This window comes from Mycobacterium sp. NPDC050041 (assembly GCF_049541695.1).
Taxonomy (GTDB): domain Bacteria; phylum Actinomycetota; class Actinomycetes; order Mycobacteriales; family Mycobacteriaceae; genus Mycobacterium.
This window is the reverse complement of the sequence record NZ_JBMVDG010000001.1, coordinates 966,294-984,377: the sequence shown is the minus strand read 5'-3', so window position 1 is coordinate 984,377 and position 18,084 is coordinate 966,294. Positions and strand designations below refer to the sequence as shown.

The window sequence follows — 18,084 nt, the reverse complement described above, 5'->3', positions numbered from 1 at the left end:
CACACTCGCGACGAGGAGACCCTCAGGCGTCGACCGTCGCCCGGTCCTGCGCCGGTGGACCCGATGTCCGTATCCGCGGATGCGGCCGCAGCCAGTCGGGCAACCAGCGTGGCGGCGCGTCCGGTGCCCCGTCGAACACCCCGCCCGCCGGGTCGTCGACCCGGCCGCCGTGTCGTACCAGGTCGAGCTGCGGCCGGTAGATCTGCCGAATCACCAACGCGCACAACGTGATCACCGCGGCGTCACGCAGCAGCACCGTTACGGTGAACCACTGCTCGGGCAGACCGCGGTTCTGCTCACCGTAGAGGTACAGCATCCGCGGCACCCACACCAGCGCGTCGATCGTCATCCACGCCAACAGGATTCGCCGATGCGGCAACGCCAGCACCGCGAGCGGCACCAGCCACAGCGAGAACTGGGGACTCCACACCTTGTTCGTCAACAGGAACGCCGCGACCACCAGGAACGCCAGCTGCGCCACCCGAGGACGCTGCCGCGCCGTCAGCGCGACATACCCGATCGCCACGCAGCACGACGCGAACAGCGCGAAGGTGACGGTGTTGAGCACCGTCGGCGCTTCCCAGAAGCCCAGCCCATGGTCGAAGCCACGCCAGCCGGTGAAGGACTTCACCACGTTGTACAGCGAATCCATGTCGTCGCCGCGACGGGTGTTGAGCCGGAAGAACTCCGACCAGCCTCGCGGGAACAGCACCATGATCGGCAGGTTGACCAGCAGCCAGGTCAGTGCCGCTGTGCCCGCGGTCTTGGCCACCTCCCGCATCCGTCCCGTGCGCAGCGCGAGCAGCACCAGCGGCACGAGCAGCAGCAGCGGAAAGAGCTTCGCCGCGACGCCGAGCCCGATCAACACCCCGGCGAGCACCGGTCTTCGGCGCGCCCACGCCAGCATCGCCCCCACCGCGAACGCCGTCGCCAGCGCGTCGAAGTTCGTGAAGATCTGGAAGATCAGCAGCGGTGAACCCGCCACCAGCGCGGCGTCCCACACCCGGCGGCCCGCCAGCCGCGACGTCGCCCACACCGTCGCCATCCACGCCAGCGCCAGCCCGAAGGCGGCGATGTTGAAGAACATCACCACCTCGGCGATCAACGGCAACGACACCGTCGCCGACGCCGCCGTGTAGGTCTTGGCCAGCGCCATCGACAGGTACTGGTAGATGCCGGTGAGCACCGGATACTCCATGTAGCGCACCGCGATGTCGCCGTTGTACTGGATGCGCGGTTTGTCCGACGCGTCGGTCTCGATCCAGCTCGACTTGTACGGGAACTTGCCCTGGTTCAGCAGCTCGGCCGTGTAGAGCGGCACCGTGTCCGAATAGCAGAGCTCGTAGTAGGCGCGGTTGTTCTGCCAGTTGGCCACCCGCTGGTCGGCGGGTCCGTCGCCGACGGTCTGCAGGCACGCCGCCTTGGTGGTGTAGCCCAACGCCATGAACACCACGGCGATCGCGAGCATCACCCGAAGCGGCGTGAAGAACCGCTGCCGTCCGATCAGCGCGTGCCGCCCGACCGGCCCGCCCGCGACACCGGACAGCGCGGCGCCGAGCGCGTCGTTGCGGCTGGGCAGGTCGCGGTCGTCGGCGCTGCGCCGGTCATCGGCCAGCGGCGCCGGGGACTCGGCCGCACACGCCGTGTCGTCGGCGTCCGTCACGGAGGCGGCGGCTGGCCGGGGAATCCTGGAGCGCCGGGCGGCGGCGGCACGGCCGCGCCCGGATCGGGAACCGGCGTCGGCGCACCTGGCACTGGCGGCACGGGCGGACCGATCGGGACCGTGCTGGGTGGCCCGATCGGGATGGTGATACCCGGCGCCACCTCGAGGGTCGGCTGGATCACCGTCATCGACGGCGTCGGCGGCGCGGTGGACGACGGTGGCGGTGGCGGCGCCTGCGGCACACCGGCGTATCCGCCGATCTCCTCCGGCTTGGGGAACGTCTCGTTGTCGGTGTCCTCCAGCGCGCCGTCCATCGTCTCTTTCCAGATGTCCGACGGCAGGCCCGAACCGTAGATCGCCGACCCGCCCGAGGTCTGCAACGGCTTGGTGCCCTCGGTGGTGCCGACCCACACCGCCGTCGACAACGACGGCGTGAAGCCCACCATCCAGGCGTCCCGGTTGTCGCCGGTGTCACCGAGCTGCACGGTGCCCGTCTTCGCTCCGGACGGCCGGCCGCCCGCGAGGTTGTGGCCGTTGGAGTAGCCGGCGATCGGCTGCATCGCCGAGATCGCGTTGTCGGCGACGTTCTTGTCGATACGCTGCTCGCCGTCGCTGCTCTCCTGCGAGGCGTCGAAGAGCACGTCGCCCTGGGAGTTGACCACCTTCTGCACGAAGTGCGGCTTGCGGTAGACGCCCGACGCGGCGATCGTCGCGTACGCCGACGCCATGTCGAGCACCCGCGTCTGGTACTGCCCGAGCACGATGCCGTTGTTCGGCGGGCCGCCCTGGCCGTCCTCGCTCAGGGTGTGCTCGACGCCGGGGAAACTCTCCGCGACGCCGGCCTGGTGCGCGGCGTCGGCGACGTCCTGCGGACCGTTCTTCAGCTTCAGCATCAGCCGGTAGTAGCTGGTGTTCAGCGACCGCTTGAGCGCCTCGGCGATGTTGCAGGTGCCGCAGCTGTTGCCCTCGACATTGCTGATCTCGATGCCGTTGACGCTGACCGGCGAGCTGTCGACCTGGTAGCCAAGGCCGATCCCTTGCTGCAGCGCGGCGATCAGCGCGAACACCTTGAACGACGAACCGGTCTGCAGACCCGCCTGCGCGAAGTCGAAGCCGTTGGCGTCCGAACCGCCGTAGTAGGCCCTGACCCCGCCGGTCTTCGGGTCGATCGACACCACCGCCGAGCGCATGTCCGGATCCTGGCCGTCCAGGTTCTCGGTGACCGCCTCCTCGGCGGCCTTCTGCGCCTTCGGGTCGATGGTCGTGGTGATCTGCAGGCCCTCGGTGTTGAGCGTCTGCTCGTTGATGTCGAAGAGTTCCAACAGTTCCTTGGTGACCTGGCGTTCGATCAGACCGTTGGGCCCGGTGGTCTGATTCTGCGCGCGCGCCTGCTCAGGCGGCACCGTCGGCGGGAACACCTGGGCAGCCCGGTCGGTGGCCGACAGCGCGCCGATCTCGACCATGCCGTCGAGCACCCAGTTCCACCGCTCGGCCGCGCCTTCGGCATCGACTGCGGGATCCAGCGTCGACGGCCGCTGGATGAGCGCGGCCAGCAGTGCGCTCTCGGCCACCGTCAGCTGCTCGACGGGCTTGCCGAAGTAGGCGGTGGACGCGGCCGCCACCCCGTAGGCGCCCCGACCGAAGTAGATGATGTTCAAGTAGGACTGCAGCACCTGGTCCTTGGACCACTCACTCGACATCTTCGTCGAGATGACCAGTTCCTTGGCCTTGCGCGTGACACCACCCAGCCCGGAGCGCTCCGAGCCGACGAGCGCGTTCTTCACGTACTGCTGGGTGATCGTCGAGCCACCCTGAACGTCGCCGCCGAAGATGTTGTTCTTGAATGCCCGTAGGAAGCCGGTGAAGGAGAAGCCGGGATTGGAGTAGAAGTCGCGGTCCTCGGCGGCCATCACCGCGTCGCGCATCGACAACGGGATCTGCTCGATGGTGACGTCGACCCGGTTGCCCTCCGGCGGCACGATCTTGGCGAGTTCGCTGCCGTCGCCGGCGAGGATCGTCGACACCTGATTCGTCCGGATGTCCCCGGGCTTGGGCACGTCGACGATCAGGTAGGCCATGCCGAACGTGATCAGCGGCAGCAGGATCAACACCGCGGCGGCCACGATCAGCCCGCGCCGCACCCACTTCCAGTTGATCTGCTGACGCCAGTTGGGCGTCCCGCCCGGAGGCGGGTCCGAGGGCCCGTGGCCACTGCCGCGACCCCGGCGGCGCGGCGGCGGCGGTGGCGGCGTTCCGTCGAGAGCGGCCTTCACCGCGTCGATGGGGTCGCGCGTGGGCGGCGCACCGGCGCGGACGACCGGCAGCACCGCCGTCATCCCGTCGTCGGAGGGCGCCCCTGAGCGCGGGCGGCGGCGGGGACCGTCGGGCGGACCGGGCCTGCGGGCCGGACCCTGGCCGCCCCGGGGGGAACGACCCCACGGCGGCGGACCGCTGGGCGAGCCTGGTGTGGGCGCACCGCCGCGCTCAGCCGCCTGCCCCTTGCGGGCATCGCTGGCTGACCGGTCGTGACGCCCTTCGCTATTCACTGGCCGTGCGCGCACGACTGCGCGCCGTTCGGGTGCCGCGCGACTTCTTCGGAGGTGGAACCGCGCCGAGCACATATGACTTCACCAGGTGATTCCACTCGCAGGTCCGGCATACCTCCACCACATGTACTGAGAATTCGTCGAATTTGGTCGCCAGCAGCACGAGCTCCTCGGCGGTACGCGCCGAGCCCGACACCGCGCCGAGGTGATCGCCGAACACCCACGACACCAGGGTCAGCTGCTCCTTGCGGCAGATCGGGCACATCACCGAACTCTGCTTGCCGTGGAACTTCGCGGCTCGCAGCAGATACGGGTTGGCGTCGCAGACCTCCGAGACACCGGTGCGTCCCGAGTAGACCTCGGCCAGCAGGGACCGCCGCCGAAGGGCGTAGTCCACCACCTGTCGCTGCAGTCGCACGGAGACCAGAGTACGTCGGGGCCCCGACCACCGAGGGTCGACCGCATCGGCACGTCCGGGTTCACCCATCTGGACTGCGCCGATGGCCCTACGATCATCGTCGTGGCGACAGCGGGATCGGGGCGGCGGACGTCTGGCACCCGAGCGAGGGACACCGACAGGAACGACACGTGCAAGGTGCTCGACACCGCGCTGGCCGAAGGTCAGCTGTCGATGACCGAGCACGGTGAACGCGTCAAGGCCGCCACCAACGCCGCCACCCTCGGCGATCTGCAGGCGTTGATGAGCGATCTGCAGACGGCCGCGCCGGTGCAGCTGCGCGAGCTCAAGGAACCCCGCAAGCTGCCGCTGCCCGGCAAGGGCTCCGGGCCCGGTCTCGGGTTGCGGCTGGCGACCGCGGCGGTGCTGGTGCTGTTCGGCATCGCCGTCGGCTGGGGGCTCTACGGGAACACCAGCTCCCCGCTGAGCTTCGAGACCGATCCGGGCGCCAAGTCCGACGGCGTCCCGGCGCGGGTGCTCACCCCGCCCCGGCAGCTGATGTCCCTCGGCGGCATCAACGGGTTGTTCGAGCAGATGCGCAAGAAGTTCGGCAACACCCTGGGCTTCGAGCTCGACATCCGCAGCGACGTCGCCTACCTGCGAATCCCTGACCCGCGCGACGGCCGTCGCACCCTGCAGTACATGTACCGCGGCGGCTGGGAGGACTCGCCGTCCGAGTCGACCACCGACGCCGACGCCCGGGTGATCGACCTCGCCGCATTCGACGTGCCGACCATCGTCGGCGTCCTTCGCGGTGCTCCGGAGACGGTCAACATCCAGCCCAAGGACGCCAAGGACGTACGGCTGGACGTCAGCGCCTCAGAGGATCCGCTGACCCCTGACCAGGTCAAACTGATGGTCTACGTCGACGGCGAGTTCGGCAGCGGGCACTTCACCGTCGCGCCGGACGGCGTCCTCAAAGAGGTCTACCCCCTCACCTGAGCGCTCCGCGCGGTGAACCGCGGGTGAACGAATGTGCACGCTGATGTAGCGCCATATATATCGGCGCGATACAGTTGGCCGAGGTGTTGAAGCGTCGTAACGACGCGAGCAAATTCTTGCCGAAGGGGGTGAATCGATGCTGGAGCTCGCCATTCTGGGTCTTCTGCTCGAGTCGCCCATGCACGGCTACGAGTTGCGCAAACGCCTGACCGGTTTACTCGGCGCTTTCCGGGCGTTCTCCTACGGTTCGCTCTACCCGGCCCTCCGGCGCATGCAGGCCGACGGCCTCATCGCCGAGGACGCCGCGCCCGAGGGCACGCTCACGCGCCGCCGCGCGCGGCGGGTCTACCGGCTCACCGACACCGGCAAGGCTCGGTTCACCGAACTCGTCGCCGACACCGGTCCCCAGAACTACTCCGACGACGGATTCGGAGTGCACCTCGCCTTCTTCAACCGCACCCCGGCCGAGGCCCGGATGCGAATCCTCGAGGGGCGCCGTCGTCAGGTGGAGGAACGCCGGGAAGGCCTGCGTGAAGCAGTCGCACGGGCCAGCAGCTCATTCGATCGCTACACCCGCCAGCTGCATCAGCTCGGGCTGGAGTCCAGCGAACGAGAAGTGAAGTGGCTCAACGAGCTGATCGCGGCAGAACGTCAGGGCCAGGGGCGCGCTGACAACGCGTGAGAAACCAGAACAGCTGAGCAGTACCGAATCAGTATCGAGAGGGAGAACGTCGTCATGACTGAGAACACCGAAGTCAGGGTCGCCATCGTCGGTGTGGGCAATTGCGCGTCCTCATTGGTGCAGGGCGTGCAGTACTACCACGATGCCGACGAGACGGCGACCGTGCCCGGTCTGATGCACGTCAAACTCGGCCAGTACCACGTGCGCGACGTGAAGTTCGTCGCCGCGTTCGACGTCGACGCCAAGAAGGTCGGGTTCGACCTGTCCGAGGCGATCGTCGCGTCGGAGAACAACACGATCAAGATCGCCGACGTGCCGCCGACCAACGTGACGGTGCAGCGCGGCCCGACTCTCGACGGGATCGGCAAGTACTACGCCGAGACCATCGAGGTGTCCGATTCCGATCCGGTCGACGTCGTCAAGGCGCTCAAGGACGCCCGCGTCGACGTGCTGGTGTCCTACCTGCCGGTGGGCTCCGAAGAGGCCGACAAGTTCTACGCCCAGTGCTGCATCGACGCCGGCGTGGCCTTCGTCAACGCGCTGCCGGTGTTCATCGCCAGCGACCCGGTGTGGGCGAAGAAGTTCACCGACGCCGGTGTGCCGATCGTCGGCGACGACATCAAGAGCCAGGTGGGCGCCACCATCACCCACCGCGTGATGGCAAAGCTCTTCGAGGACCGCGGCGTGCAGCTCGACCGCACCATGCAGCTCAATGTCGGCGGCAACATGGACTTCCTCAACATGCTCGAGCGTTCGCGGCTGGAGTCCAAGAAGATCTCCAAGACCCAGGCCGTGACGTCGAACCTGCAGCGTGAGTTCAACACCAAGGACGTCCACATCGGACCGTCCGACCACGTCGGCTGGCTCGACGACCGCAAGTGGGCCTACGTGCGCCTCGAGGGCCGCGCCTTCGGTGACGTGCCGCTGAACCTGGAGTACAAGCTCGAGGTGTGGGACTCGCCGAACTCCGCCGGCGTCATCATCGACGCGGTGCGCGCGGCCAAGATCGCCAAGGACCGCGGCATCGGCGGCCCCGTCGTGGCCGCCTCGGCCTACCTGATGAAGAGCCCCCCGCAGCAGCTGCCGGACGACATCGCCCGCACGCAGCTCGAGAGCTTCATCGAGGGCTAGTTCCCTCTCGCGATTTGTGGAGTCCCGCCCGCGCTCAGCGCGGCTGGGGCTCCACATTTCGCGTTATAGGGTCGTAGCGTGATCACCGACGATCAACTGCCGACGGTCGATGAATTCGCGCTGCTGCCCGAGAACGCCCAGCAGGCAGGCGTGTCCGACATTCCGCCGGCGCAGCGCCTCGACCGCGGCGGCATCAGCGCGCTGAAGTTCGGCGACGAACCGCCGCGCGTGGTGTTCCTGCACGGCGGCGGGCAGAACGCCCACACCTGGGACACCGTGATCCTCGGGCTCGGCGAACCCGCCCTGGCAATCGATCTGCCCGGCCACGGCAGGTCCGCGTGGCGCGAGGACGGCGACTACGGCCCGCGTGGGAACGCCGCCGTGATCGCCCCGGTGCTGCGCGAGCTCGCGCCGTCGGCCGACCTGATCGTCGGCATGTCGCTGGGTGGACTCACCGCGATCCGGCTGGCCGCCGCCGAACCCGCCCTGGTGCCCCGGCTGGTGCTGGTCGACGTCACGCCGTCGGCGCCCGAGCGGCACACCGAGATGACCGATGCGCAGAAGGGCACCGTCGCGCTCGTCCAGGGTGACCGGACCTTCCCCAGCTTCCAGGCGATGCTCGACGTCACCATCGCCGCCGCCCCACACCGCGATCCGAAGTCGTTGCGGCGCGGCGTCTTCCACAACACCAAGCAGCTCGACGACGGCACCTGGACGTGGCGGTACGACTCGTTTCGCACCGGCGACGGATTCGAGGGTCTGTGGGACGACGTGCCCGCCCTCACCATGCCCACCACGCTGGTGCGCGGCGCGAACTCCCACTTCGTCAACGACGAAGATGCCGAGGCCTTCAGCCGGAACGCGCCCGGCTTCCGGCGCACCGTCGTCGTCGCCGATTGCGGGCACTCGGTGCAGGGCGACCAGCCGCTGCGCCTGATCGAGATCCTGCGCGACGAGCTCGCGTAGTCCACTACTCACGCCGTCCTGGCGCCGCCGTGTGATCGTCGGGAGACGACCGACGGGAGCAAACATGACCGCCAGTGGAAACATACCGTGACCACACTGGAGGGCCGCTGGCGCCACTCCTTCGAAGAGGACCATGAAGGCATCCGGGTATACCGCCCGGACGACTACGACTTCCCGCCGTCACGCAGGCGCGGCGGCGTCGAATTCGGCGCCGACGGCACCTTCCTCGACTGGGGTCCGGCGGCACCCAAGGCGAACGGCCGGCCCGGCTCGTGGACCGTCGACGAGGCCATGCGGCAGCTCGAGCTGACCATCGGCGACTGGCACCGCGTCATCGAGGTCGTCTGCGCACGGGCCGACCGGCTCGAGCTCCGCATCCGCACCCCGTGAGCGCCGCGTCGCCTGCTGTTCACCCAATGCTTCCCGGGCGGCGACCAACCTGCCGTAGGTTTCGGCGGGTCACGACCGCCCAGCCCGCGGCCGGTGAGTGGAAGGAATCTGCCCCCATGGCGCTTGTGCCGCTGAACCTGTTCGTCTCCCACGACGGCCGGTCCTCACGTCAACACATCACCTGCCGCTACAAGTGCGGTGACGCCTGCTCCAAGCCCGCGCCGAACACCAGCCCGAACGAATACTTCGGCGACATCGTCAAGGCGGTGTCGCGTCGCTCGATGATCCAGGCCGCCGGCGTGACCGTGCTGGCCGTCGGTGCCGGATCCGTGCTCGCCGCCTGCGGCACCGAGGACGCCCCACAGGGCTCGCCCACCACGTCGGCGCCGCCCGAGACGCCGCCGGGGATGAAGTTCAGCGCTGTGGCACCCAACAGCGAGGACGCCGTCGTCGTGCCCGAGGGCTACCAGCAGGGCGTCGTGATCAGCTGGGGCGATCCCGTGCTGCCCGGCGCACCGAAGTTCGATGTCGCCAAGCAGACCGCCGCCGCGCAGCGCGGCCAGTTCGGCTTCAACAACGACTTCGCCGCGCTGTTGCCGGTGGACGGCACACCCGGGCACTTCCTGCTGGTGACCAACTTCGAGTACGTCACACCGCAATTCATGTTCCCCGGCTACAAAGCCGACGCCCCGACGCGGGAGCAGTTCGACATCGAGATCGCCGCGATCGGCATGGGCGTCGTCGAGGTCGAGCGGGCGCCGGGCGGCGGCCTGCGCCCGGTGATGGGCCGCTACAACCGTCGCATCACCGCCGACACACCGTTCACGCTGACCGGCCCCGCCGCGGGCACCGACTTCGTCAAGACGGCCGCGGACCCGGCCGGGCGCACCGTCCTCGGCACCTTCGCCAACTGTGCCGGCGGCGTCACCCCGTGGGGCACCGTGCTGTCCGGCGAGGAGAACTTCCACTCCTACTTCGGATCGCCGGAAGGCGCGCCGAAGCCCAGCCCGGTCGACGCCGACCGGCAGGACCGGTACGGCGTCGCGCTCGAACCGTCCGAACTGCTCTGGGAGACCTTCGATCCCCGCTTCGACGTGGCCGCGTCGCCGAACGAGGTGAACCGCTTCGGCTACGTCATCGAAGTCAATCCGTGGGACCCGGCGTCCACGCCCGTGAAGCACTCCGCCATGGGCCGGTTCAAGCACGAGGGCGCCAACATCCACGTCACCGGCGACGGCACCGTCGTCGCCTACACCGGCGACGACGAACGCTTCGACTACCTGTACAAGTTCATCTCGAGCCGGAAGATGCAGCCGGGGAAGGACCCCGCGGCCATGGCCAACAACATGGCGATCCTCGACGAGGGCACGCTCTACGTCGCCAAGCTCAGCAGCGACATCCCGGCCGATGAGATCGACGGGTCGGGCAAGCTCCCGGCCAAGGGCTCCTTCAGTGGCACCGGCACCTGGCTGCCACTGCTGCGCTCCGGACCGAACGGGCAGGCCGAGTCGCTGGTGCCCGGGATCACCGCCCAAGAGGCGGCGGTGTTCACCCGGATGGCCGCCGACAAGGCCGGCGCCACCAAAATGGACCGCCCGGAGGACGTCGAAGCCGACCCGAAGACCGGCAAGGTCTACGTCGCGCTGACCAACAACAACGAGCGCGGCGCGCCGGGAGAGGCGCCGGTCGACGCGGCGAACCCGCGCAACGACAACAAGAGCGGACAAATCCTAGAGATCACCGACAATCACACCGGCACCGACTTCACCTGGGACCTGCTGCTGGTGTGCGGTGACCCCGCCGCGGCCGACACCTACTTCGCCGGGTTCGACAAGACCAAGGTCAGCCCCATCTCGTGCCCGGACAACCTGGCGTTCGACAGCCACGGGAACCTGTGGATCTCCACCGACGGCAACGCTTTGGACTCCAACGACGGCTTGTTCGCCGTCGCCCTGAACGGGCCGAACCGCGGGGAGACCAAGCAGTTCCTGACGGTGCCGCTGGGCGCGGAGACGTGCGGTCCGGTGATCACCGACGATCTGGTCACCGTCAGCGTGCAGCATCCCGGCGAGTTCGACGACAACAACATCGACAACCCGAAATCCCGCTGGCCGGAGGGCGGCAACGGCACGGCGCGGCCGTCGGTGGTGGCGGTGTGGAAGGCCGACGGCCAGATCGGCGTGTGAGCAGCGGGCCGCTAGCATCGGCGGATGCCGTCGGCCGAGCTCGTCACCCTGGACCTCGCCCACGAAGGCAACGAGGCGTCCGACCTCGTGCACGTCGACAACGACGCTCTGCTGGACGCACACGGCTGGGACCTCGGCTTCTGGACCGTCCTCGACGAAGGGTCGGCCGAGGACTGCATCGCCGTGCTCGGTCATGCCCGCGGGGCGGCGCCGGACAGCGGCTGGGACATCCACCCGCTGCCCGCCGTTGCCGGCCGTGAGAAGGGGCGCACCGAGGACGCCGAAGCGGTCGCGCGGCATGCCGGCTGGGTCTACGTGGTGGGGTCGCATTACGGATCCAAGGGCGGACCGCTACAGGCCAAGCGCGCCTTCATCGCCCGCTTCGACGAACAGTCGATCGACCGCACGGTGCCCGAAATAGAACTGCCGCTTGACATCCGGCGCAACAAGTTCGGGCTGCACCGGCTGATCAACGACGCGCTCGACGCCTCCCACGTCGTCGCGATCACCCCCGGCGACACCGTGCGCACCCGCTTCATCGCGAACACCATCGAACGCGGCACCCAGCGCAACAAGACCTGGGTCGACCGGCTGACCGAACGCGATGTGCCGATCAACATCGAGGGCGCCGCCTTCCGCCCCAGCGGCAATCTCCTGCTGGCGCTGCGCTTCCCGTCGACCGCGGAAGGAGAGCCCATCCTCGTCGAATTGTCCGGTGTGCCGGCCATGTTCGACGGTGAGGCCGAGGCGCCGACCGTCGAACGGGTGTGGGAACTGGCCGGGGTGTCCCCGCCGGGCGCACTCGTCGGCTTCCGCGCCCTGTCCCGGTCGGGCGACGACGTCTACGACGCAATCATCGGCTCCATCGACGCGACCGGCAAGGGCTCGGTGCTGCTCGACGACCACCCCGAGGGCGCCGACGCGCACTGTTCACACTGGCGCTTCACGCTGCCCCGCGACGGCCGGCACGCGGGCACCGTCCGCGCCGAGCTGGTGCGCGACTTCCCCGACCTTCGCAACGTCGAGGGCATCGCCGTCGAGGGCGGACAGACCTACTACGTCACCGACGAAGACCACCGCATCCAGCTGCGATTCGGCTGAACGTTCCGGCGCCCGCTGTCCGGCAGCGGTTACCGTGGCGGGGTGACCTCAGCCTCAACCCGCCCGGTGCGCATCGGCGTGCAGCTCCAGCCCCAGCACTCCCCCGAATACCGCCACATCCGCGACGCCGTCCGGCGCTGCGAGGACATCGGCGTCGACGTGGCCTTCAACTGGGACCACTTCTTCCCCCTCTACGGCGACCCCGAGGGCGCGCACTACGAATGCTGGACGATGCTCGCGGCGTGGGCCGAGCAGACCTCGCGCCTCGAGATCGGCGCACTGGTGAGCTGCAACTCCTACCGCAACCCCGAACTGCTGGCCGACATGGCACGCACCGTCGACCACATCTCCGACGGCCGGCTGATCCTCGGCATCGGATCGGGCTGGAAGCAGAAGGACTACGACGAGTACGGCTACGAGTTCGGCACCGCGGGCAGCCGGCTCAACGACCTCGCGGCCGCGCTGCCGCGCATCAAGTCCCGGCTCGCCAAGCTGAACCCGGCGCCCACCCGGGACATCCCGATCCTGATCGGCGGGCAGGGCGAGAAGAAGACGCTGCGCATGGTCGCCGAGTACGCCGACATCTGGCACGGCTTCACCGACCGCAGCACCTACCCCTTCAAGGCCGAGGTGCTCGACCGGCACTGCGCCGACGTCGGCCGCGAACCCTCGGCCGTCGAACGCTCGTCGGGTGTGCCCGAACGCGGACCCGACGCGATGCTCGCCGAGGCCGACGCGCTGGTCGGGCTGGGCGTCACCCTGCTCACCATCGGCGTCAACGGACCCGACTACGACCTGTCGGCGGCCGAGGCGCTGTGCCGGTGGCGCGACGAGCGGGCAGGCTGAGCCCGGCCGGCCCCGTGAGACACTGAGCGCCAGCGGACTGGGGGGTCAGCGCGATGCCGAAGAAGTACGGGGTCAAAGAGAAAGACCAGGTCGTCGCGCACGTCATCAACCTGGTCATGACGGGCAAGCTGCGCGGCGGTGACCGCATCGACCGCAACGAGATCGCCAAGGGCCTCGGCCTGAGTCGGGTGCCGATCCAAGAGGCGATGGTGCAACTCGAGCACGACGGCATCGTGTCGACGCGGTACCACCGCGGCGCGTTCGTCGAGCAGTTCGACGAGGCCGCACTGCGCGAACACCACGAGCTGTACGGGATTCTCAACGGCCTGGCCTGCGCGCGTGCCGCGACGAACCCCACGCCGCGACTGCTCGCCCGGCTCGACAGCGCGCTGCACACGATGCGTGCGGCGAAGGACCCGAGAACATTTCAGGAAGCCTGCTGGCACTACCGCGACACCGTCAACGACGAGTACGCCGGCCCCCGGCTGCAGGCGGCGATCCGCGCCGCGCAGAGCTTCGCGCCGTCGGAGTTCTGGACCACCTACCCGAAGAGCAAGCAGGAGTTCCTGCCCGGCTACGAGGACGAGACCCGGGCGATCCGCGACGGCGACCCCGACGCGGCGCGCGCGGTGTGGGCGCACCGGGCGGAGCTGATGGCCACGATCATGATCGCCGAGCTGACGCGCCGCGGGGTGCTGGGCGACTTGCGATCGCATTGAGGCCTACCGGCGCACGCTGACACGGGCGGCCGATAGGTTGCATTCATGAGCGCCCGACGACTTCCCGCGTTGGCGGCGACCGTCCTGATGGTCTGGGTGATGGTCGCCGGCCTGGGGTTCGCCGCACCGGCCGCCGCGCAGACCGACCAGTGCGCACCGCCGGGCGTGCAGAGCGCCAGCGCGCTGCCCACCAACCTCGCCGCGGCGGATCAGGGTCCCGGCGCCGACCGGTACACCACGCCGAACGTGGTGCCCCTCGACCGCGTCGACACCGACGCGCTGAACCTGAGCCGTCCCGGCGTGCTGACCGTCGGCACCCTGTCCGACGCACCCCCGAGCATCTGCATCGACTCCGCCGGGCAGTTCACCGGATTCGACAACGAACTGCTGCGTGCGATCGCCGACAAGCTGGGGCTGCAGGTCGAGTTCGTCGGAACCGAGTTCTCCGGGCTGCTGGCCCAGACCGCGGCGCGACGCTTCGACGTCGGCTCCTCGTCGATCACCACCACCGACGCGCGGCGGCGCACCGTCGGATTCACCAACGGCTACGACTTCGGCTACTTCTCGTTGGTGGTGCCGGGCGGCTCGGCGATCACCGGCTTCGGGTCGCTCGAGCCCGGACAACGCATCGGCGTCGTCCAGGGCACCGTCCAGGAGGCCTACGTCGTCGACACCCTGAAGCTGCAGCCGGTGATCTTCCCCGACTACAACACCGTCTACGCCAGCCTCAAGACCCGTCAGATCGACGCGTGGGTGGCGCCGTCGGCCCAGGCCGAGGGCACGGTGCAGGCCGGCGATCCGGCGCAGATCATCGAGAACACCTTCAGTCTGGACAATTTCATCGCCTATGCGGTGGCCAAGGAGAACCAGCCGCTGATCGACGCGCTGAACTCCGGGCTGGACGCGGTGATCGCCGACGGCACCTGGGCCCGGCTGTACGCCGACTGGGCGCCGCGCGCACTCCCGCCCGGCTGGAAGCCCGGCTCCAAGGCCGCGCCCGCGCCGCAGCTGCCCGATCTCGCGGCGATCGCCGCCCAGCAGGAGCGGCCCGCGGCGGCGCCCACCGCGCCCAAATCGACCCTGGCGCAACTGAAGGACTCGTTCCTCGACTGGGACCTGTACAAGCAGGCGTTCCCCGACCTGCTCAAGACCGGGCTGCCCAACACGCTCATCCTGACGGTGAGTGCAGCCGTCATCGGCCTGGTGCTCGGCATGGCGCTGGCCATCGCGGGCATCTCGCGGTCACGCCTGCTGCGCTGGCCCGCGCGGGTGTACACCGACATCTTCCGCGGTCTGCCCGAAGTGGTGATCATCCTGTTGATCGGTCTGGGCCTCGGACCGGTGGTCGGCGGACTGACCGGCAACAACCCGTTCCCGCTCGGCATCGCGGCGCTGGGTCTGATGGCCGCGGCGTACACCGGCGAGATCTTCCGATCCGGCATCCAGAGCGTCGAGACCGGGCAACTCGAGGCGTCGCGGGCGCTGGGATTCAGCTACTCGACGTCGATGCAGCTGGTTGTGATCCCGCAGGGGGTGCGGCGCGTACTGCCCGCGCTGATGAACCAGTTCATCTCGCTGCTCAAGGCGTCGTCACTGGTGTACTTCCTCGGCCTGATCGCCAACCAGCGCGAGCTGTTCCAGGTCGGCCGCGACCTCAACGCACAGACCGGCAACCTGTCGCCGCTGGTGGCGGCGGGGCTGCTGTATCTGGCGCTGACCATTCCGCTGACCCACCTGGTCAACTACGTCGACAACCGGCTGCGCCGCGGCAGGCAGGCCCGTGCCGAAGACCCCGAGCTGTCTCCGGCGGCGAACCAGGAGATGATCTGATGGCCGACTTCGATCCGGTTTCCCTGGCCTGCAACGACGTTCACCTGTCCTTTGGACCGAACGCGGTACTGCGCGGGGTCGACCTCGACGTGCCCGCGGGCAGCACCGCCACGGTGATCGGGCCGTCGGGATCGGGCAAGTCGACACTGTTGCGGGTGCTGAACCGGCTCTACGAGCCCGACAGCGGTGACATCCTGCTCGACGGCCGCTCGGTGCTCGCGGACAATCCCGACCAGCTCCGGCAGCGCATCGGCATGGTGTTCCAGCAGTTCAACCTGTTCCCGCACCGCAGCGTGCTGGACAACGTCACGATGGCGCCGCGCAGACTGAAGAAGCTGCCTGCCGACGCCGCCCGCGAGCTGGGCCTCGCCCAGCTGGACCGGGTGGGCCTGCGGCACAAGGCCGACGTGCGGCCGGGCACGCTGTCCGGCGGCCAGCAGCAGCGCGTGGCGATCGCGCGGGCACTGGCGATGGCGCCGCAGGTGATGTTCTTCGACGAGGCCACCTCGGCCCTCGACCCCGAACTCGTCAAGGGCATCCTGGCGCTGATCGCCGACCTCGGCGCCGACGGCATGACGATGGTGGTGGTCACCCACGAGATGGGTTTCGCCAGGTCGACGGCGGATTCTGTGGTGTTCATGGACCACGGGCAGGTGGTCGAGTCGGGGCCGCCCGAGAAGATCTTCGACGCCGCGGAGACCGACCGGCTGCGCCGGTTCCTCTCCCAAATTTCCTGATGCGAAAATTACGTTCCGTCCCATATTGGCAGGGACCGACACGTTAGACTGTCGAACTATGGTCGAGACCGATCCGCAGGTCACCGAACTCGCGGGCGAACTGCAGCGCGTGCTGTCCAGGGTGTTCTCGATATTGCGCCGTGGAGACGCAAACCGTGGCACCGCCGGCGACCTCACGCTGGCACAGCTGTCGATCCTGCTGACGCTGCTCGATCAGGGGCCCATCCGGATGACCGAACTCGCCGCGCTCGAGCGGGTCCGCACCCCGACGACCACCGTCGCGATCCGCCGGCTGGAGAAGCTCGGCCTGGTCAAGCGCTCACGCGACCCCTCCGACCTGCGCGCGGTGCTGGTCGACATCACCCCCGACGGCCTGGCACAGCACCGCGAGGCGCTCGCCGCCCGCCGGGCCGCACTCGCCGAGCGGCTGTCCAAGCTCAGCGCCGACGAACTCGAGACACTCACCAAGGCGCTGCGTCCGCTCGAGCACCTCGCCGACCCGGAGGACCGAACCGACCGGACCTGACCGGTTCGGTCAGCCCAGCCAGTCCAGCACTGCCGCCGCCGTCCACGACTGCTGCATGCTGCCCAGCGGCTCACCGGTGAACGGTTCGTAGTACTCGGCGAACGTGCCGTCGCTGGCCTGGCGCAACCCCTCGTGCCGCAGCACCCGCGCCCGTTCTGACCAGCCGCGGCGGGCGAAGCACCAGGAGAACAGCCACGTCATCACCGGCCACACCGGGCCACGCCAGTACTCGCGCGGCCGGAAGTCCCGTGACACCGGGGACGTCGACGGGATGCACGCGTACTTCAGGTCGGGGTGACCGCAGAACCGCGGTCCCTCCAGCAGGCGCAGCAGCGCGCGCTCCTTGTCGTGCGGCAGCCCGCCGCACAGCAGCGGCGCGAACTGCACGACGGTTTCGGTGGCGAGCAGCCGCTCGGCGCGGACATCGTAATCCCTTGCCGCACCGGTTCTCTCGTCGGTGGTCTCGACCACTCCGGCGCGGAACCGCTCCGCCCAGCCGTACAGCTCGCGGACGTCGGCATGCGGACGCTTGTAGTCCTCGCCGATCTCGGCGAGCACCTGGCAGGCCACCGAGAAGATGGCCGAGACGAACACGTCCTCGACGGCGAAGCTCATCACCTTGGGCAGCAGGTCGTCGTCGTAGCGGACGGACTTCATCTCCTCGAGCAGCCACAGGTAGCGGTCGTACTCGTGGTCGGACGGCCGCTGGCTGGCGTCGGTGACGATGGTGTTGTCGGCGCGCTGGTACTCGGGCACCGCACCGGGAATCACGTTGGCGTAGGCGCTGTCCCAGCGCGGCGAGTTGTCCATGCCGGACTCCCACCCGTGGTAGAGCGTGATCCGGCCGTGCTCGTTCTGATCGCGGGACTCGGCCAGCCAGCGGTGCCACCGCACCAGGTCCGGCCACCGGCGGTCGAGGAACGCCTCGGCGACCGCGCGTGTCGAACGGCCCCTGGTGCGGGCGTGATCGAGGATGCGCTGCACCGCGATCGCGTGCACCGGAGGCTGGGTGATACCCGAGGTGTGCCGGTTGCGCGGCGCGTCGGGGGCCAGCGCCGAACACGCCCACCGGGCCGGACCCGGGAAGTACCCGTCGACGCCGTTGGCGAACACGATGTGCGGGATCATGCCGTTGCGCCACTGCGCCGACAGCAGCGTGTCGAGCTCCACCACCGCCCGCTCGACGCTCAGCGGCGCAAGGCCGATCGCCACGAACGCCGCGTCCCAGCTCCACATGTGCGGGTACAGCAGCGGCGCAGCGGTCGTCATCGAGCCCAGGTCGTTACCGCGCAGCAGATAGGCGGCGCGGGCCGCGAGCTGGGTGGGCGCGAAGCTGGGATCGTGGGGCATCGGTTCAATGAT

At 69.0% G+C, this 18,084-nt stretch carries 16 protein-coding genes; 12 read left to right on the top strand and 4 right to left on the bottom strand.

From position 1 onward, the window contains the following. Positions 1–22: 22 nt before the first annotated feature. The 3 genes from ACPCHZ_RS04755 to ACPCHZ_RS04745 all read right to left on the bottom strand — a co-directional run bounded on the left by ACPCHZ_RS04755 (position 23) and on the right by ACPCHZ_RS04745 (position 4,627). On the bottom strand, positions 23–1,663 hold the full coding sequence (locus ACPCHZ_RS04755) for a glycosyltransferase family 87 protein (RefSeq protein WP_423483669.1): 1,641 nt from the start codon (positions 1,661–1,663) through the stop codon (positions 23–25). After that, positions 1,660–3,999 carry a transglycosylase domain-containing protein gene (locus tag ACPCHZ_RS04750; RefSeq protein ID WP_423483668.1) on the bottom strand — a complete coding sequence of 780 codons (2,340 nt, stop codon included), beginning with the start codon at positions 3,997–3,999 and terminating at the stop codon, positions 1,660–1,662. The genes ACPCHZ_RS04755 and ACPCHZ_RS04750 overlap by 4 nt, the downstream gene beginning before the upstream one ends. 202 nt (positions 4,000–4,201) lie before the next feature. Beyond that, complete coding sequence (locus ACPCHZ_RS04745; protein WP_364978062.1) at positions 4,202–4,627, bottom strand: DUF5318 domain-containing protein; 426 nt, start codon at positions 4,625–4,627, stop codon at positions 4,202–4,204. A 102-nt stretch (positions 4,628–4,729) separates the two neighbouring features. Here ACPCHZ_RS04745 and ACPCHZ_RS04740 point away from each other — a divergent pair, with 102 nt between their 5' ends. The 12 genes from ACPCHZ_RS04740 (at position 4,730) to ACPCHZ_RS04685 (ending at position 16,722) form a co-directional block, all read left to right on the top strand. Then, the gene (locus ACPCHZ_RS04740; protein WP_423483667.1) at positions 4,730–5,608 is read left to right on the top strand and encodes a DUF1707 SHOCT-like domain-containing protein; all 879 of its coding nucleotides are present in this window, start codon (positions 4,730–4,732) and stop codon (positions 5,606–5,608) included. 136 nt (positions 5,609–5,744) lie between these two features. After that, positions 5,745–6,290, top strand: coding sequence for a PadR family transcriptional regulator (locus tag ACPCHZ_RS04735; protein WP_264013465.1), 546 nt, complete (start codon positions 5,745–5,747; stop codon positions 6,288–6,290). A gap of 54 nt (positions 6,291–6,344) precedes the next feature. Continuing rightward, entirely contained in the window at positions 6,345–7,421 is a 1,077-nt protein-coding gene (locus ACPCHZ_RS04730) for an inositol-3-phosphate synthase (protein WP_423483666.1), read from the top strand. A gap of 78 nt (positions 7,422–7,499) precedes the next feature. Continuing rightward, positions 7,500–8,387 carry an alpha/beta fold hydrolase gene (locus ACPCHZ_RS04725; protein WP_423483665.1) on the top strand — a complete coding sequence of 296 codons (888 nt, stop codon included), beginning with the start codon at positions 7,500–7,502 and terminating at the stop codon, positions 8,385–8,387. A gap of 87 nt (positions 8,388–8,474) precedes the next feature. Then, positions 8,475–8,777 carry a hypothetical protein gene (locus ACPCHZ_RS04720; protein WP_423483664.1) on the top strand — a complete coding sequence of 101 codons (303 nt, stop codon included), beginning with the start codon at positions 8,475–8,477 and terminating at the stop codon, positions 8,775–8,777. 116 nt (positions 8,778–8,893) lie between these two features. Next, positions 8,894–10,963 (top strand): PhoX family protein, encoded by a 2,070-nt coding sequence (locus tag ACPCHZ_RS04715; protein ID WP_423483663.1) that lies wholly within the window; start codon positions 8,894–8,896, stop codon positions 10,961–10,963. Positions 10,964–10,987: 24 nt separating this feature from the next. Then, a complete protein-coding gene (locus tag ACPCHZ_RS04710) occupies positions 10,988–12,064 on the top strand; it encodes a hypothetical protein (protein ID WP_423483662.1) in 1,077 nt (358 codons plus the stop codon). Positions 12,065–12,106: 42 nt separating this feature from the next. Then, entirely contained in the window at positions 12,107–12,910 is an 804-nt protein-coding gene (locus ACPCHZ_RS04705) for an LLM class F420-dependent oxidoreductase (protein WP_423483661.1), read from the top strand. Between the two features lie 53 nt (positions 12,911–12,963). After that, positions 12,964–13,629, top strand: coding sequence for a GntR family transcriptional regulator (locus ACPCHZ_RS04700; protein ID WP_423483660.1), 666 nt, complete (start codon positions 12,964–12,966; stop codon positions 13,627–13,629). Between the two features lie 45 nt (positions 13,630–13,674). Next, positions 13,675–15,459, top strand: a complete 1,785-nt coding sequence (locus tag ACPCHZ_RS04695) for an ABC transporter substrate-binding protein/permease (protein ID WP_423483659.1) — start codon at positions 13,675–13,677, stop codon at positions 15,457–15,459. Beyond that, on the top strand, positions 15,459–16,196 hold the full coding sequence (locus tag ACPCHZ_RS04690) for an amino acid ABC transporter ATP-binding protein (protein WP_423483658.1): 738 nt from the start codon (positions 15,459–15,461) through the stop codon (positions 16,194–16,196). The genes ACPCHZ_RS04695 and ACPCHZ_RS04690 overlap by 1 nt, the downstream gene beginning before the upstream one ends. A 58-nt stretch (positions 16,197–16,254) precedes the next feature. After that, complete coding sequence (locus tag ACPCHZ_RS04685; protein ID WP_364978028.1) at positions 16,255–16,722, top strand: MarR family winged helix-turn-helix transcriptional regulator; 468 nt, start codon at positions 16,255–16,257, stop codon at positions 16,720–16,722. 9 nt (positions 16,723–16,731) lie between these two features. Here ACPCHZ_RS04685 and ggh read toward each other — a convergent pair whose 3' ends face one another. Then, on the bottom strand, positions 16,732–18,072 hold the full coding sequence (gene ggh / locus ACPCHZ_RS04680) for a glucosylglycerate hydrolase (RefSeq protein WP_264013454.1): 1,341 nt from the start codon (positions 18,070–18,072) through the stop codon (positions 16,732–16,734). Between the last annotated feature and the right edge of the window lie 12 nt (positions 18,073–18,084).

Coding starts and splice junctions, on each gene's coding strand:
- ACPCHZ_RS04690 (WP_423483658.1), top strand. CDS start 15,459: ATGGCCGACTTCGATCCGGTTTCCCTGGCCTGCAACGACGTTCACCTG.
- ACPCHZ_RS04735 (WP_264013465.1), top strand. CDS start 5,745: ATGCTGGAGCTCGCCATTCTGGGTCTTCTGCTCGAGTCGCCCATGCAC.
- ACPCHZ_RS04715 (WP_423483663.1), top strand. CDS start 8,894: ATGGCGCTTGTGCCGCTGAACCTGTTCGTCTCCCACGACGGCCGGTCC.
- ACPCHZ_RS04730 (WP_423483666.1), top strand. CDS start 6,345: ATGACTGAGAACACCGAAGTCAGGGTCGCCATCGTCGGTGTGGGCAAT.
- ACPCHZ_RS04750 (WP_423483668.1), bottom strand. CDS start 3,999: ATGACGGCGGTGCTGCCGGTCGTCCGCGCCGGTGCGCCGCCCACGCGC.
- ACPCHZ_RS04695 (WP_423483659.1), top strand. CDS start 13,675: ATGAGCGCCCGACGACTTCCCGCGTTGGCGGCGACCGTCCTGATGGTC.
- ACPCHZ_RS04685 (WP_364978028.1), top strand. CDS start 16,255: ATGGTCGAGACCGATCCGCAGGTCACCGAACTCGCGGGCGAACTGCAG.
- ACPCHZ_RS04700 (WP_423483660.1), top strand. CDS start 12,964: ATGCCGAAGAAGTACGGGGTCAAAGAGAAAGACCAGGTCGTCGCGCAC.
- ACPCHZ_RS04710 (WP_423483662.1), top strand. CDS start 10,988: ATGCCGTCGGCCGAGCTCGTCACCCTGGACCTCGCCCACGAAGGCAAC.
- ggh (WP_264013454.1), bottom strand. CDS start 18,072: ATGCCCCACGATCCCAGCTTCGCGCCCACCCAGCTCGCGGCCCGCGCC.